Consider the following 14,724-nt stretch of genomic DNA (forward strand, 5'->3'; position numbering starts at 1 on the left):
CTGTCCCAATAAAAGCAATTATTTCTGAAGCATGACAAGCAGAAAAGATTGTAACTTGATCTCAAAAATCTTGCTATGGATCAAAAGATCGCTATAGTGCCAGACAATACTATATTTATCTGGTGAATAAATCAGGATTTAGAAGCTTGTTGTTAAAATAGCTCTGGAAGTACTTGTAATTAGATTGACATAGCATCCAAGCAAAGATTACTGAAATAATAATCTCTGAATAGGCTAACCAATCGCAATCCGGTCGATTATTCAGATCACGCGGGATAACTGTATGTCCTGAAAATGAACCGGCAGATTTTAACGTTCAATCACTGTAGGACTTTATTGATAGAGGATCCAGATCGCCGAAAATGCCGTCTGGCATACATGAAAAGGCCAAATCGGTTATTTATGCCTAATTTCTTGAAAATTGCGGACAAGTGATTCCGCAATGTATATTCACTCATTTGTAAGTGAGCTGCAATCTGTTTATTTTGCTCACTACCATTGGCTTGAGAGAACACTTTAAGAATTTCACATTCCTTACGTGTAAGCGCGCTGATCTTCCTGGTATTAATAGAAGGAGAAACTGTCTTTCTCATATGGAAGTTTTGTAGAAAGGTACGGCTGGCCGTTTCCCGATCAAACCACAATTCTCCGTCATGAACCTTCTTAATCACTTTAAGTATCGTTTGGATGGATTCCTTCTGATATACGATCCCTCTGGCACCGAAAAGTACTGCCTGGTCAATTACTTCCTGATCGCGTGTCCTGCAAAAAATTACGATTTTTGTATCCCCGTTATTGGCAAATTCAGAAATATGATTCACACAGTTAATATCACCCAAATAGATGTTGAGTATCAAAACATCTGGCCGTTTTTCCATAATCAGCCGCTTGGCAAGAAAAATATTTTCTGCTGATCCAACAACTTCCATTTTTGGTTTCTGGCTATTGATCAGCTTCTCCAATCCCAAGAGTACTATTTGCTGATCATCGACTAACAATACCCGGATTGGGTTTGGGGAAGATAGCTTTGCCAGTCTTAACGACTTGTCGATCCCATCATCATGTCGATTAAAGTCAGACTCAGCATTTTGGCAGCTCCTTTCATTACTACATTCCTGGACTCTATTGCCCAAGGCTGAAACTAATGTCATGGTGCGTTGCATGATTGATTGAGTGGTATAGCTTGTAAAATAAACACAAAGCTTGGAGTTTCCGATTAATAGGTTGAACTGATGAGTTACACACAAGCTGTCATCATCCAGCTCCATATCGGTCAAAATAAGATCCGGCTTATCAATTTTTACTCTGAATAAAGCCGCCTTATTTGAATTGTAAATGCCGATGATGTTGAATTCCCATCCTTTAACTATATATTCCAGGTCCCCACCCGAAATATAATCATGAATTAGGATTAATACCCGTGGAACTTCTGCTCTGCTATGAGAAATTCTCTCCAATGTTGATTTTATTTTTTTATTCATTGATCTTTGCCTTTAAAGAGTTTTATGACACTACAACTTTTTATTTGCAATAAAGACAAACTCGCGTGTATAAGCGGGCAAGCAAGCGAAAAATGCCTGTCACCCTAATAGTTAATACACACATGCTCCATAAGAGAGAAAAAAGTAACCAGTATCCGAAATGTTAATTCCACTTGTCGGCACAAAGGTTTTAATGATAAACAAATAAACTGATCTTCAACTTATCTTTCCTTAAAATTTTTATGCATATCAACAGCCCGGAAGGCATTGAGAGGGATAAAAATGCCTTAGGGCTGTTTTCTTACTTGATGTGTCAGAGAACATAAATCCTGGTTACACTGAGCAGATCTATGTGCAACCATTTCTCACACACAAACGAACTATACGTGGGAAAAATCCCATTTCAATGATTTTGTAATATTTTTCTGATAAATCTATATAAATTAGTGATAACCATATGTAACGCAATAACTTTATGTCCCCTTTCTGAAAGTACTATTTGGGATAAGAATTCAAGCCTTATTATTGTTACAATTAGTCGAGTATATTATGCATTTCTTAATACCACTAAAAGGATTAGTAATATGACTGAGAATGCAATCTCGTGTGAACAGCATGATTTTGTGGAAGTCGCTTGTATGTATCACTATCGACTCAGGCTCGTTTTAAAAAACAAGCTGATAATCGAAGGTACAGCAATTGATATTGTCAATTCTCCAGAAAAACAGGAATGTCTGGTTATCGATAATGATTCAAGAGTGCAAATCGAGTTAACACAGTTCGTCAGCATGGAAGTACTAACCCCTGATGCCAAATTTCGTGAAGTTATCTTCGAATAGAAGATTACAAAAGAACTTTTATTTCAGTACTCCCAATACTCCAATTTATCGGAGAAAGCTATCCGTGTCATTATGTCAATCCTAGCAGAACACTTAATTATCTGGCATGGTCAACATGGCCGTCATCATTTACCATGGCAAAAAGATCGTGACCCTTACGCAATCTGGCTATCAGAAATTATGTTACAGCAAACTCAGGTCACCACGGTCATTCCATATTATGCGCGATTCATGCGGAAATTCCCGACAATTGACAGTCTCGCGCAAGCTTCGCTTGACACTGTACTAAGTCTCTGGAGTGGCCTTGGTTATTATTCGCGCGCGCGTAACCTACACATAACAGCTCGCAAAATAATGCACCATTATCAAGGACAATTTCCCTGCACACGGGAAATTATTCAAAACTTACCGGGAATTGGACGCTCCACAGCAGCCGCAATAGCAGTTTTTTCCTTTGGCCAGCGAGAAGCAATTTTGGATGGCAATGTTAAACGAATCTTTACACGTTATTTTGGAATTTCCGGTTATCCGGGAGAAAACAAAACTCAGAATCTGCTATGGAAGAAAGCCGAAGAATCATTACCCGTTCATTATCATAACGGCAAGATCGAAACCTATACTCAAGCGTTGATGGATTTAGGCGCTACCGTTTGTACTCGGCGTGCTCCACTGTGTAAAATTTGCCCGCTGCAGTCGGAATGTGTAGCACTAAAAGAAAACTGCGTGGATCAGCTCCCTGCCGCAAAACCTCGCAGACCATTACCGCAGAAAGAAACCATTTTTCTGCTGCTGATGCAACGACAGAATATACTGCTGGAACAAAGGCCATCCTCAGGTATCTGGGGAGGATTATGGTGTCCGCCTGAAATTGACGTCGGAATAGATATCATCAATCATTGCCAACACAATTTAAATATTGAAATAAAAACATCGATTAGATTGCCAACGCTAGACCATCAATTCACACATTTCAAATTACGCATACACCCGCAGTTATTACAAGTAACCTCCTCAGAATCGCTGATCGCACTACCCAAGTTTATTTGGACCAAACCATCGAATGCACTTGCAAAAGGTATTCCAGCGCCTGTCAGAAAATTGCTTAAGCAAACTTTTTTGTCTTGTCACTCTTCGCCTGAGGAAGCACTGATTAATTCGGAGAACGAGATGAAGCACGAGGCGTCAGGAACGCAGCAACGGGGACATATCAACAAGATAGACGAAGGCGCGAGTACCGCGCAACGAAGTGATTCGCTCGTGCAGCCAATTAATCAGCGTTTCTCTAGGATTTAACTTGGAAGCTGTGCAAGACTTACTTGAATGGAAAAAACATCAGCGCGAGCTATTGATCGCAGCCCGTGAAAGTATTCCAGAAAAAACACATTGGGAATGGAGTCAGGCAATTTCAGGTAATCTTATGCAAAAACTGTCCAACCCGCAGAAAATGATTATCGGTATATATTGCCCATTCCGCGGTGAATACGATCCGCGATCCATAGCCCGATATCTTATCCAGAATAGCGCCACGCTTGCACTGCCGGAAATCATCGGCAAGGATACACCCCTATGCTTCCGCGAATGGTCAATGGATACACCGATGAAAAATGGCGCTTACGGTATTCCCATCCCAGTAGACACCAAAATTGTCCGGCCGGATGCCGTGATAATACCCATGGTGGGGTTTGATCGGCAAGGCTATCGGTTAGGTTACGGCGGCGGCTTTTTTGACCGTACACTGGCTAGTTATCAGCGACAACCACTCAGTATTGGTGTGGCTTTTGAAATACAACGATTAGAAAATACTTATCCACAAGCGCATGATATCGCGATGCATTATGTAATCACAGAGGCAAGGAGCCTTCAAACCAGGAATTATTGATTATTACGCGTTGCATTCTCTTCAGAATGCCAATGGATAATTCTGTAAAGTAATGGAAGCTTATCTTTCCACTCCCCAACGGGCAATCAAAGCATGATCGACTCCCAGATGATCGAGAATTCGGGCAACAACAAAATCCACCATATCCTGTATCGTTTCCGGGCGATGATAAAAACCCGGGTTAGCCGGCAGAATTACTGTGCCTGCCCGTGCCAATTTGAGCATATTCTCCAGATGAATTACTGAAAATGGCATCTCTCTGGGAACAATGATGAGTAATCGGTTTTCCTTTAACGCAACATCAGCAGCACGCTCAATCAAATTCTGACTCATGCCTGCAGCTATTGCAGCCAAAGTTCCCATGGTACAGGGACAAATAACCATTGCATCTGCCGGATTTGATCCCGAAGCAACTGGTGCAAACCATTCTTCACGTCCAAAAACGCGCAATTGTCCATCTTGAGCATGGAATTGACGGCTAAAAAAAGCTTCTGCTTCCTTGGCACTGGCAGGCAGCGTAAAATTCATCTCCTGTTGCGCAACAATCTGTGCCACTTTTGAGTACAGCAGATTAACCTGCTTACCCTTTTGCAACAACATCTCGAGTAAACGAATTCCGTACGGCATCCCAGATGCTCCGGTCAATGCCAAGGTAATCGTGTAAGGACTCTTCATCGAAGTTTACGTAGATTTGAAAAACCACACTCAAGACTAACTACAAAGAACCAAAGAAAAAACACCCTAATGCGGATCCTTACCTTCTGATTGGTGACTCATCTCCCGTTCATGTCGTTCGATAAACTCTTTCGTACCGTCTATTCCACGTAACTGCAAGACATAATTTCGCACCGCTGCTTCCACCAGAACAGCCAAATTACGGCCCGCTGCAACAGGAATAATTACCTTAGGAATATCAACATTCATAATTTTTTCAGTAAGATCACTAATCGGCAATCGCTCCAATAAACCAGAACCGGCTCCGCCGCTATTTTGCAAATGCACAATCAATTTCATATTTTTCCGGCGCCGCACTGCGGTTTCACCGAAAATCGTACGGATATTCAGCATGCCTAATCCACGCACTTCCAAATAATCCCTCAACATTGGAGGACAGAGGCCTTCCAATGTTTCCGGAGCAATGCGTCGCAATTCGACGACATCATCCGCTACCAGGCCATGGCCACGACTAATCAATTCCAGAGCCAATTCACTTTTGCCGACACCACTTTCACCCGTTATCAGCACCCCCACGCCCAGCACATCTAAAAACACACCGTGCAAACTACAGGATGGCGCCAACACGCTACTCAGATAAGTACGTATTAGCCAGATCACCTCCAAACCGGGAAAAGGAGAATGAAGCAGCGGAATATTAAATGTGCTGGCCATATTGAAAATAGGCGCGGGCACTTCAGCATTATCCGCGACAATAATACAAGCCACGTTACTCTGCTGAGTAAGTTGATTAATCTTTTTCTCCAGAGAAGCGGCTTCAAGTTTTTTTAAATAATGAATCTCATCGATACTAATTACCTGAATCCAATCCGGATGAATAAAATTCAAATGACCAATCATACCCTGACCCGATTGCGCAATCTTCTCATCACTCAATTCAATAGCGCCGCCATTTTGCCCTGCGATCCAGCTCAGCTTAAGCTTTTCTTTTTTATCATCAAAGAGTTGAGCAATACTAATTCGCGACATCCGGCTCCCAATCAACAATAAGTTTATGAATTGCTGCAGCGTCTTTGCACTGTAAGATGCTTTCACGAAATGACTTATCACTAAGCATTTGCGCCAGCTCGCTTAAAATCTGCAAATGCTTGTCAGTCGCTTTTTCCGGAACCAGTAAAATACATGCAATATTAACCGGTTGACCATCAGGTGCATCAAAAGGCACACCCTCTTTCATCGTCACCAAGGCCGCTACAGCTTCACGCAGTCCCTTTATACGCCCGTGCGGAATAGCTACACCTTGCCCCAGACCAGTTGAACCAAGTTTTTCGCGTGCAAACAAACTATCAAAAACCTGACTGCGAGCAATCTGATTCGTATTCTCAAACAATAATCCAGCTTGCTCAAAAACACGTTTTTTACTAGTCACATCTAGATCAACAATAACATTTGAAACGGATAACAATTGTGAAATTTGATTCATGAGAAATAGGGTCGTTTCATTCAAACGGTAGCACAAAATGCAATGTTTTGAACGCAATTAACAGTGTTCTGAAATACATAATTCTATCTGGAAAAACTGGATACCTGAATAAGGCTCGAATTATCCAAAATCTTGATCTTTCAATGAACCATGATTTCGACGCTCAAGATTCTTTTCTTTATGTTTGAGTATTTGCCGGTCCAATTTATCCACCAAACTGTCTATCGATGCATACATATCCTCACTGTCGGTTTCTACGAAAATATCTTTACCGCGCACATGTACATTTGCTTCAGCTTTCTGCTTAAGCTTTTCTACCGATAGAATGACACTGACATCAATCACATGATCAAAATGACGCGTAACCTTACTGATTTTTGAGGTCACATAATCTCGCATTGCATCAGTAATTTCTACATGGTTACCAGTAAGTTTAAGGTTCATATTTTTCCTTTATTCGAATTAAATTGATTTACGAAGATTGGCTGCAGGAATCTGTAACGATTCCCGATACTTCGCAATGGTACGACGCGCAACAACGATACCTTGTTGTTCAAGAATAGTTGAAATTTTATTATCGCTGAGTGGTTTCTTTGAATTCTCTTCCTGTATCAATTGCCTGATTAATGCACGAATGGCCGTAGCTGAACAAGCCCCTCCCGAATCTGTGGAAACATGACTTCCAAAAAAATATTTAAGCTCAAAAATACCCTGCGGAGTATACATAAATTTTTGTGTCGTTACCCGGGATACTGTTGATTCATGCAGATTTAATGTTTCTGCAACCTCTCTTAGTACAAGCGGGCGCATCGCAACTTCTCCATGTTCAAAAAACTGCTGCTGACGTCCTACAATTACACTAGCAACTTTAAGGATAGTGCTTGAACGTTGCTGAACATTTTTAATCAGCCATTTCGCTTCATTTAATTGACTTATTAGACCACGTGCAGAATGATGTTCTTGTTTCAATATATTAGCATATAGATGATTAATATTGAGACGTGGAATTGCGTTCATATTAAGATTTGCCAACCAGACTCCATTTCTTTTTACAACTGTGATATCAGGAATAATGTAGCGTTCACTCTGGGAATTAAACTGAATGCCAGGCTTAGGATTCAGATGGGTAATCAGTTTATGGATAGCTTTTAGGGTTTGATCATCACATCTTAATAACTTTTTGACTTGCGCAAAATCATGCGATGCCAGAATCTCTAAATATTCTTGTACAACTTTTATAGCCTGGGCACGGTAGATCACCTCATCTGGCAATGCTTGCAGCTGCAATACCAAGCACTCCTTTAGATCACGCGCACCCACACCAGGCGGATCATATTGCTGCAAGTGCATGAGCGCACTCTCCAAATCCTGCAAATCAATCCCCAGTTCTGCTGGTAGCAAATCCACCAGTTCACCCAAGTCCTGCAATAAATAACCATCGTCATTCAAACTGTCAATCAACAACCCAATAATTTTTCTTTCATACTCGGAGATTGGACTTAAGGACGCTTGAAAACTCAAATGTTCGCGCAAACTTAGTGGCTTATCAGGAACCTGCAATGCTTCCCGGTCATCATCCTCAAAGGTATTATGAGTAGAAATATTCTCTTGCAACCATTCGGAATCCGGTTCAAAATTTTCTTCCGATACAATGTCGGCTTCAGATTCGCTCCCTTCAATTGAAGCACTTTCAGAATCTACGGAATTGAGAGATTCTACAGATTCAGATGAATCATGCGCCTCAGATGAACTCCAGTCATCGCGCAGCTCCAACAAGGGATTCTCCTGCACAATACGCTCGATTTCTTGATTCAATTCAAGCGTTGATAACTGCAGCAGCCGGATGGATTGCTGCAACTGAGGAGTTAGCTTCAGTTGCTGAGTCAGCTTGAGTTGGAGTGTTGGCTTCATAATCCCGAAAAAACAACTATTACTAAATGATGCAACATCAATCCCTTCTTTTTCTTACAATCGGAAATGCTCTCCCAAATAAACTTCTCTGACCTTTTCATTATCTATGATTTCTTCCGACCGACCTTTTGCCAACACATGTCCTTCACTAATGATATAAGCTCGATCGCAAATCCCTAATGTTTCTCGGACATTATGATCGGTAATCAGCACACCGATTTTTCGTTCCTTAAGAAAAGCAATCACTTTCTGGATATCCAGAACCGCAATGGGATCAACCCCCGCAAAAGGCTCATCAAGCAAAATAAAACGAGGTTGCGATGCCAAAGCACGAGCTATTTCAACTCGACGGCGCTCCCCCCCCGATAAGCTAATAGCAGGATTATTACGCAAGTGACTGATATGCAAATCGTGTAATAAGTCATCTAAATGCCTCTGTTTTGCATCTTCATCCAGGTCCTGCAACTCTAATACTGCCAGAACATTCTCTTCAACCGTCAAACGCCGGAAAATGGATGCTTCTTGTGGCAAATAACTTAATCCAAGCTTTGCCCGTTGATGAATCTGCAACAGGCTTAAATCCTGATCATCCAGATAGATTCCACCGCCATCAAGAGGCAATAGACCAACAATCATATAAAAACAGGTTGTTTTTCCAGCACCATTGGGCCCAAGCAAACCAATCACCTCACCGCTACTGAGTGAAAAGGAAACATCCTCCACGACCGTACGCGACTTATACCGTTTTTTTAAATTATTTGCCTTTAACTCGCTCATACCATGCAATTACATCCGTATTTAACTGGGCAGCTTAAACTATTCGGGTTTATTTTTAGGTTGAATGGTTATCCGTACCCGTTTATCGGGCCCTGTCTCAACACCCCGTTCTTTACTGCCAATCACTTGAAAAAACTCACTATTCATATCATAGGAAATATAATCACCCAGCACTTCATCTTCACCGCGTATTAGTCGCGCTTGACGAAATAATTCGATTTTTTCTGTCTTACTATCGTATTCAGCTCGCTCACTCCAACCCTCTACATATTCATTCATTCGATCGCGTTTTTGACGGAAGCTAACAAGATCCCCCGTGGCTGTCGCATGCCGAAACCCTTGCGAATCTTCTTTCATAATTACTTTATCGGCATTAATACGCAAGGTTCCCTGTGTCAGAATTACATTTCCGGTAAAAATACTGATCCGTGTTCCCTCTTTGCGATTCACATCCTCTATAGTCGCGCGATCCGCTTCCAAATGAATGGGCCTTTCACGGTCAGCTCGCTCAGCCCAAGCAGCGGAAATAAAGAATACACCCCAAAAACACACGATTACCAGTAGCTTCATAATTTGATCAATCAGTTATTAACAGCACTTACTTTCGACAGCAGTTGTATCTTTCCAATGCGATTGTTGAACTCCAGACCAGTCGCATGAATTATAGTATTCAATTTTGTAATGGTTACCGCCCGATCTGTCCTTACCAAATTTTCATCCGGAATGAGGTATAAAAAATCAGTACTCAGCGTTATTTTATTTTTGTCATCATCAGCACCTCTCGTTGCTGATACATTTCCTGTCAAGTAAATATCTGCTCCTTTATTTTTTATTTCAGCTTGATCAGCATACAAACGCATGAGAGGGTTTCCCGGATCAATACTAATAAAATTCGCTTGCTCCAATTGAGTAACTCTCTCATCCAGATAATGAAGCAGTTTTTGCGCTGAAAATTCACGTTGAATGCCTTGCTCATGATCCACTTGAATACCGGACAAATCTTCTACAATATAGTCTGGGTTAAAGTAAGTATCATCATTCTTATTTTTCTCGGGCGGCATGGTTAATACATCCAACCATAATGTCAGCAGAATCAGGATAATGAAAAAAATTAGCGGTGAGCTAAAATAGGAATGCTTACTCATTCAAAATTACTCGCACTTAGTTCCAGAATTCTGGATTCAGATTATCTCGATTATTAATTTTAATAACATACTCTTGCAAAATTATATCAGAACACTGATTCTCATTTAATGTATTGACTCCAGCAACTTTTACGCTAGAAACCTTCTAATTTGATAGATGGATCCACATATTCAAATAGAATGCTGTACATTACTTAATAAATCTTTAGGAAAATACCTCATGACAATGCCCAAAAAAGTATTTGAATTTGAGCAATATGATCAATTACAGGATGAAACGTGCGCACAACGCATTATCGCAGCCAAAAGAAATCTGGGTAAGCGTGCCGTGATCCTGGCTCATCACTATCAGCGTGCGGATGTATACCGGCATGCGGATCTGACGGGCGATTCCTTGAAACTTTCTTTTCTGGCCGCTCAGACCGATGCCGATTATCTAGTATTTTGCGGGGTTCATTTTATGGCTGAGGTTGCGGATATACTCTCAAGCCCAGAACAAGTTGCAATTTTACCCGACTTGGCGGCCGGCTGCTCAATGGCAGATATGGCCAATCTCTCAAATGTCGAACGGGCATGGCGGGAAATCTCGGAAATCATGAATCCTGACGAAACAATTACCCCCGTCACCTATATCAATTCTGCTGCCGATCTAAAAGCCTTTTGCGGCGAACATAATGGTATTGTTTGCACATCCAGCAACGCCAGCAAAATATTGCAATGGTCTTTTAAACAACGGGAAAAAGTGCTGTTCTTTCCTGATCAGCATCTTGGTCGCTGGAGCGGACATCAGTTGGGTATTCCACTGGACGAAATGCCCGTGTGGAATTTTGATGAACCTATGGGCGGATTAACACCAGAACAAATTACTAAGGCAAAGATTTTTTTGTGGAAGGGCCATTGTTCCGTTCATCAGATGTTTCAACCACAGCATATTATCCGTTTCCGCAATCAATACCCTGACGGCATTGTCATTTCGCATCCGGAATGTAATTATGAAGTTTGCAAGGCATCGGATTATGTCGGTTCAACCGAATATATTATCAAAACTATCGCTGCAGCAAAAAATGGAACACGCTGGCTGGTTGGTACCGAATTGAATCTGGTCAGCCGGATTACGGAAGAATTTAAATCCCAAGGTAAAATCATTCAATTTATGTCACCCATGGTGTGTATGTGCTCAACCATGGCACGAATTGATCCGCAACACTTGGCCTGGACGTTGGAGAACCTGGTCAATGGCAATATCGTAAATCAGATCAAAGTTCCTCCGGAAGACGCAAAGCAAGCAAGATTAGCATTGGATAGAATGTTGAAGATCTCATAATCGTGCGCCCCAATATCGGCAGTATAAATCTGGAAACCTGATTGCCGCATCTACAACGAAATTTATTCGTCAATGAAAAATATTGATTTTGTTGAAGGCAACCTCATCACTCTTTTGCATAATGGTGAGGAATATTTTCCGGAACTTGAAGCAGCAATAGAAAAGGCACAATTTGAAATACATATCGAAACGTATATTTTGGAATATGATGCCGTTGGCAAAAGGATCATAGCTGCTTTAAAGCGCGCAGCACAACGTGATGTATCCGTACATCTGTTATTCGACGGATTTGGCTCACAAAACTTCCCCGTGGCAGAAATAAGCCTTATGCTGCAAGCTGGTATTAAGGTACTCATATTCCGTCCAGAATTTATATTCTCGATGCCACGCCGTCACCGTCTGCGCCGAATGCACCGCAAATTGACACTTATCGACGCTCAAATCGCCTATATCGGCGGGATAAACATCATTGACGATCAGGACAATCCCGAAAAACTGACACCACGCTTCGATTATGCTGTTGCTATTAAAGGCCCGCTGTTGATTCAGATCCATAAAGCCGTGAAGCGTTTATGGATGTTAGTCGCATGGGCGCACTTTAAAAAACGCTGGATCATTCCCAACACTATAAAACCAGTGAGCGATTCTTGCGGAAATCAGAAAGCCGCATTTGTTATCCGCGATAATTGGCGCCATCGCCACGATATTGAGCACGCTTACCTGAAGGGCATCAATCAAGCACAGTCCGAAATTATTATTGCCAACGCTTATTTCCTGCCTGGAAGAAAGTTCCGTAATGCATTGAAAAATGCTGCTCAACGAGGTGTGAATGTAGAACTCTTATTGCAAGGTAGAATTGAATATCGTCTGCAACACCATGCAACTCAGGCGTTATATGAGAATCTATTACAAGCCGGCATAAAAATTCATGAATATAATCGCAGTTATCTGCACGCCAAAGTAGCCGTTATTGATCGATATTGGGCAACGGTGGGCTCATCCAATATTGATCCTTTCAGTTTGCTTCTTGCGCGCGAGGCCAATGTTTTCATCGCAGACCATCAATTTGCCGACGAACTGAGAACAAGCCTAAAAACCGCAATTTCACAAGAATCCACCCTAGTCATATCAACAGACAAAAACTTTTTTTCCAAGTGGAATTATGCAGTAAATTGGCTATGTTTCTATATCGTGCGCTTGTTGCAAGGTATGCTGGGCTTATGATCGGCATGACAGCAAACTATAGTTTCTTATCAATCACATCAGGTCTCATTTGCATCTAACAATCAAATCAAGTAAATGGAACATACACAGCACGCATTCACACAATCCGATTTATCTCCAGCTCAACTGGATCAGATTATTGCTGCCGCTCAAATTTTGCGTACAGGGGGTACAGTAGCTTTTCCGACTGAGACTGTATACGGACTCGGTGCCGATGTGACAAATCCAGTCGCCATAGACAAGATTTACACAATAAAGCAACGTCCTACCAATCATCCGCTAATCGTTCATATTGGCAGTATTTCCCATCTGCACTATTGGGCACAAGCTATACCGGACTCAGCATGGAAATTAGTCAATCATTTTTGGCCCGGACCTTTAACATTAATTCTACCGCGCAGCGATCGCATTCCTGATAGTGTTACCGGCGGGCAAGACACCGTTGGGATCAGATTTCCAGCGCATCCCGTAGCATTGGCTTTATTACGCGCATTAGGACCGGAAAAAGCCTTGGCTGCCCCTTCGGCTAACCGTTTTGGGCGCATCAGCCCAACCTTGGCGGCACATGTTCATCAAGAATTAGGCAACGCTGTTGATATGATCCTTGATGGCGGAGCCTGTGATGTAGGTCTGGAAAGCACCATCGTCAGTTTTCACGATGAAATACCGCAAATACTGCGGCCAGGCAGCATTACGTTATCAGCACTTGAAGCGGCATTAAATAGCTCCGTCATTCTTGCGCATCATATCAATAATCGGTCAATCCGAACTTCTGGATCATTACCGGCACATTATGCGCCAACGACACCATTAAGAGTGTATTCGAATACACAAATATGGCAGCATGCTTTTATACTGGCTGAAAAAAATTTGCGCGTTCTGGTCATTACCTGGTCGAATACTGACAAACCAAAGTTCTCAAATCAATTTATCGAGCAATTCTCCATGCCTGAAGACCCGGTCGCTTATGGTCGACAACTTTATGCTAAATTACGCCAGTTTGATCAAGCAGAGTTTGATTATATGCTGATAGAATCACCCCCTGATCATCCCAGCTGGCTGGCCATAGCGGATCGTCTGCAACGTGCCGGTTACCATTCACCCGACAACAACTGAAATTACTCAAGAAAATGAAAAATCAGAAGAAATTGCAAGCTGTACTGTTTGATGTTGATGGCACGCTTGCGGATACCGAGCAAGATGGCCATCGCATTGCTTTCAATGCTGCATTTCAACAATTCAATCTCGATTGGAATTGGGATATTGATCTTTATGGCAAGCTATTAGAAGTTACTGGCGGAAAAGAACGAATTCGCTATTTTATGGAAAATTTTGCCCCTACCGAGCTCAATAAAAACGATCTGACGAATTGGATCGCCAGTCTGCACAAAGCTAAAACCAAATACTTTGAATCACTGATGGAAACTGGCAATATTCCATTGCGTCCCGGTGTTGCACGGTTAATTCAAGAATTACGGCAAAAAAAAATAAAATTTGCAATCGCAACTACAACAACTATGGAAAATGTCACTTCCTTGCTCAAATCCACATTAGGCGAAGAATCAATCGACTGGTTTGACGTCATTGGCGCCGGTGACATTGTTCCATCGAAAAAACCGGCACCCGATATATACCATTGGGTTCTCAATCAACTTGATTTACCCGCGCAACAGTGTATCGCAATAGAAGATTCAGAAAATGGCCTGAAATCAGCACGAGCCGCACTCCTCCCGACTCTGATCACGGTAAGCGGCTACACCAGCCAACAAAACTTTAATGATGCTGTTGCAGTTTTGTCTGATCTGGGCGAACCTTCGAAACCATTGACTCAAATACAAGGCACAACAATTACTCAGGGATGGGTAGATTATGAAATACTCAATAATTTAATTAGTCGATTCTGAAAAACCCTTAAGCATTTGATATTAGTTATAAATGCACTGTATGTTAGTGATCATAGCGACCGAAGATGTTAAAATGGCGCTG

16 protein-coding genes are annotated in these 14,724 nt (G+C 41.8%); 7 read left to right on the forward strand and 9 right to left on the reverse strand.

The features are described from left to right. Positions 1-320: 320 nt before the first annotated feature. The gene (locus C4S39_RS11290; protein WP_103967099.1) at positions 321-1,481 is read right to left on the reverse strand and encodes a response regulator transcription factor; all 1,161 of its coding nucleotides are present in this window, start codon (positions 1,479-1,481) and stop codon (positions 321-323) included. Between the two features lie 584 nt (positions 1,482-2,065). Here C4S39_RS11290 and C4S39_RS11295 point away from each other — a divergent pair. The 3 genes from C4S39_RS11295 (at position 2,066) to C4S39_RS11305 (ending at position 4,199) form a co-directional block, all read left to right on the forward strand. After that, positions 2,066-2,320 (forward strand): Rho-binding antiterminator, encoded by a 255-nt coding sequence (locus C4S39_RS11295; protein ID WP_103967100.1) that lies wholly within the window; start codon positions 2,066-2,068, stop codon positions 2,318-2,320. Between the two features lie 72 nt (positions 2,321-2,392). After that, entirely contained in the window at positions 2,393-3,613 is a 1,221-nt protein-coding gene (gene mutY / locus C4S39_RS11300) for an A/G-specific adenine glycosylase (RefSeq protein WP_258039417.1), read from the forward strand. Between the two features lie 10 nt (positions 3,614-3,623). After that, positions 3,624-4,199 carry a 5-formyltetrahydrofolate cyclo-ligase gene (locus C4S39_RS11305; RefSeq protein WP_103967112.1) on the forward strand — a complete coding sequence of 192 codons (576 nt, stop codon included), beginning with the start codon at positions 3,624-3,626 and terminating at the stop codon, positions 4,197-4,199. Between the two features lie 60 nt (positions 4,200-4,259). Here the strand turns inward: C4S39_RS11305 and C4S39_RS11310 are convergent, their stop codons facing one another. The 8 genes from C4S39_RS11310 to lptC all read right to left on the reverse strand — a co-directional run bounded on the left by C4S39_RS11310 (position 4,260) and on the right by lptC (position 10,190). Further along, on the reverse strand, positions 4,260-4,874 hold the full coding sequence (locus tag C4S39_RS11310) for a flavin prenyltransferase UbiX (RefSeq protein ID WP_103967101.1): 615 nt from the start codon (positions 4,872-4,874) through the stop codon (positions 4,260-4,262). A 66-nt stretch (positions 4,875-4,940) separates the two neighbouring features. Further along, entirely contained in the window at positions 4,941-5,903 is a 963-nt protein-coding gene (gene hprK, locus C4S39_RS11315) for an HPr(Ser) kinase/phosphatase (protein WP_103967102.1), read from the reverse strand. Further along, positions 5,890-6,357: a PTS sugar transporter subunit IIA gene (locus tag C4S39_RS11320; protein WP_103967103.1), complete on the reverse strand. Its 468-nt coding sequence runs from the start codon at positions 6,355-6,357 to the stop codon at positions 5,890-5,892. Before C4S39_RS11320 ends, hprK begins: the two co-directional genes overlap by 14 nt. A 120-nt stretch (positions 6,358-6,477) precedes the next feature. Beyond that, a complete protein-coding gene (gene hpf, locus C4S39_RS11325; protein WP_013647966.1) occupies positions 6,478-6,801 on the reverse strand; it encodes a ribosome hibernation-promoting factor, HPF/YfiA family in 324 nt (107 codons plus the stop codon). An 18-nt stretch (positions 6,802-6,819) separates the two neighbouring features. Beyond that, on the reverse strand, positions 6,820-8,268 hold the full coding sequence (locus tag C4S39_RS11330; RefSeq protein WP_103967104.1) for an RNA polymerase factor sigma-54: 1,449 nt from the start codon (positions 8,266-8,268) through the stop codon (positions 6,820-6,822). Between the two features lie 54 nt (positions 8,269-8,322). Next, the gene (gene lptB / locus C4S39_RS11335; protein WP_103967105.1) at positions 8,323-9,045 is read right to left on the reverse strand and encodes an LPS export ABC transporter ATP-binding protein; all 723 of its coding nucleotides are present in this window, start codon (positions 9,043-9,045) and stop codon (positions 8,323-8,325) included. A 39-nt stretch (positions 9,046-9,084) separates the two neighbouring features. Next, entirely contained in the window at positions 9,085-9,615 is a 531-nt protein-coding gene (gene lptA, locus C4S39_RS11340) for a lipopolysaccharide transport periplasmic protein LptA (RefSeq protein ID WP_103967106.1), read from the reverse strand. Between the two features lie 11 nt (positions 9,616-9,626). Then, positions 9,627-10,190: an LPS export ABC transporter periplasmic protein LptC gene (lptC, locus tag C4S39_RS11345; protein ID WP_103967107.1), complete on the reverse strand. Its 564-nt coding sequence runs from the start codon at positions 10,188-10,190 to the stop codon at positions 9,627-9,629. A 226-nt stretch (positions 10,191-10,416) separates the two neighbouring features. Here lptC and nadA point away from each other — a divergent pair, with 226 nt between their 5' ends. The 4 genes from nadA to C4S39_RS11365 all read left to right on the forward strand — a co-directional run bounded on the left by nadA (position 10,417) and on the right by C4S39_RS11365 (position 14,642). Next, positions 10,417-11,514 carry a quinolinate synthase NadA gene (gene nadA / locus C4S39_RS11350; protein ID WP_103967113.1) on the forward strand — a complete coding sequence of 366 codons (1,098 nt, stop codon included), beginning with the start codon at positions 10,417-10,419 and terminating at the stop codon, positions 11,512-11,514. A gap of 72 nt (positions 11,515-11,586) precedes the next feature. Next, complete coding sequence (clsB, locus tag C4S39_RS11355) at positions 11,587-12,738, forward strand: cardiolipin synthase ClsB (protein WP_103967108.1); 1,152 nt, start codon at positions 11,587-11,589, stop codon at positions 12,736-12,738. 75 nt (positions 12,739-12,813) lie between these two features. Beyond that, on the forward strand, positions 12,814-13,854 hold the full coding sequence (locus C4S39_RS11360) for an L-threonylcarbamoyladenylate synthase (protein WP_103967109.1): 1,041 nt from the start codon (positions 12,814-12,816) through the stop codon (positions 13,852-13,854). A 14-nt stretch (positions 13,855-13,868) separates the two neighbouring features. Next, positions 13,869-14,642: an HAD family hydrolase gene (locus tag C4S39_RS11365; RefSeq protein WP_103967110.1), complete on the forward strand. Its 774-nt coding sequence runs from the start codon at positions 13,869-13,871 to the stop codon at positions 14,640-14,642. Positions 14,643-14,724 lie beyond the last annotated feature (82 nt).

It is taken from the genome of Nitrosomonas ureae, from assembly GCF_900108305.1.
In the GTDB taxonomy this organism is placed as follows: Bacteria; Pseudomonadota; Gammaproteobacteria; order Burkholderiales; family Nitrosomonadaceae; genus Nitrosomonas; species Nitrosomonas ureae_B.

What these genes read in the sequence shown, in the direction of transcription:
- C4S39_RS11310 (WP_103967101.1), bottom strand. Translation starts at nt 4,874, where the DNA reads ATGAAGAGTCCTTACACGATTACCTTGGCATTGACCGGAGCATCTGGG.
- C4S39_RS11295 (WP_103967100.1), top strand. Translation starts at nt 2,066, where the DNA reads ATGACTGAGAATGCAATCTCGTGTGAACAGCATGATTTTGTGGAAGTC.
- C4S39_RS11330 (WP_103967104.1), bottom strand. Translation starts at nt 8,268, where the DNA reads ATGAAGCCAACACTCCAACTCAAGCTGACTCAGCAACTGAAGCTAACT.
- clsB (WP_103967108.1), top strand. Translation starts at nt 11,587, where the DNA reads ATGAAAAATATTGATTTTGTTGAAGGCAACCTCATCACTCTTTTGCAT.
- lptC (WP_103967107.1), bottom strand. Translation starts at nt 10,190, where the DNA reads ATGAGTAAGCATTCCTATTTTAGCTCACCGCTAATTTTTTTCATTATC.
- lptB (WP_103967105.1), bottom strand. Translation starts at nt 9,045, where the DNA reads ATGAGCGAGTTAAAGGCAAATAATTTAAAAAAACGGTATAAGTCGCGT.
- C4S39_RS11320 (WP_103967103.1), bottom strand. Translation starts at nt 6,357, where the DNA reads ATGAATCAAATTTCACAATTGTTATCCGTTTCAAATGTTATTGTTGAT.
- hprK (WP_103967102.1), bottom strand. Translation starts at nt 5,903, where the DNA reads ATGTCGCGAATTAGTATTGCTCAACTCTTTGATGATAAAAAAGAAAAG.
- mutY (WP_258039417.1), top strand. Translation starts at nt 2,393, where the DNA reads ATGTCAATCCTAGCAGAACACTTAATTATCTGGCATGGTCAACATGGC.
- C4S39_RS11290 (WP_103967099.1), bottom strand. Translation starts at nt 1,481, where the DNA reads ATGAATAAAAAAATAAAATCAACATTGGAGAGAATTTCTCATAGCAGA.
- C4S39_RS11365 (WP_103967110.1), top strand. Translation starts at nt 13,869, where the DNA reads ATGAAAAATCAGAAGAAATTGCAAGCTGTACTGTTTGATGTTGATGGC.
- hpf (WP_013647966.1), bottom strand. Translation starts at nt 6,801, where the DNA reads ATGAACCTTAAACTTACTGGTAACCATGTAGAAATTACTGATGCAATG.
- C4S39_RS11360 (WP_103967109.1), top strand. Translation starts at nt 12,814, where the DNA reads ATGGAACATACACAGCACGCATTCACACAATCCGATTTATCTCCAGCT.
- nadA (WP_103967113.1), top strand. Translation starts at nt 10,417, where the DNA reads ATGCCCAAAAAAGTATTTGAATTTGAGCAATATGATCAATTACAGGAT.
- lptA (WP_103967106.1), bottom strand. Translation starts at nt 9,615, where the DNA reads ATGAAGCTACTGGTAATCGTGTGTTTTTGGGGTGTATTCTTTATTTCC.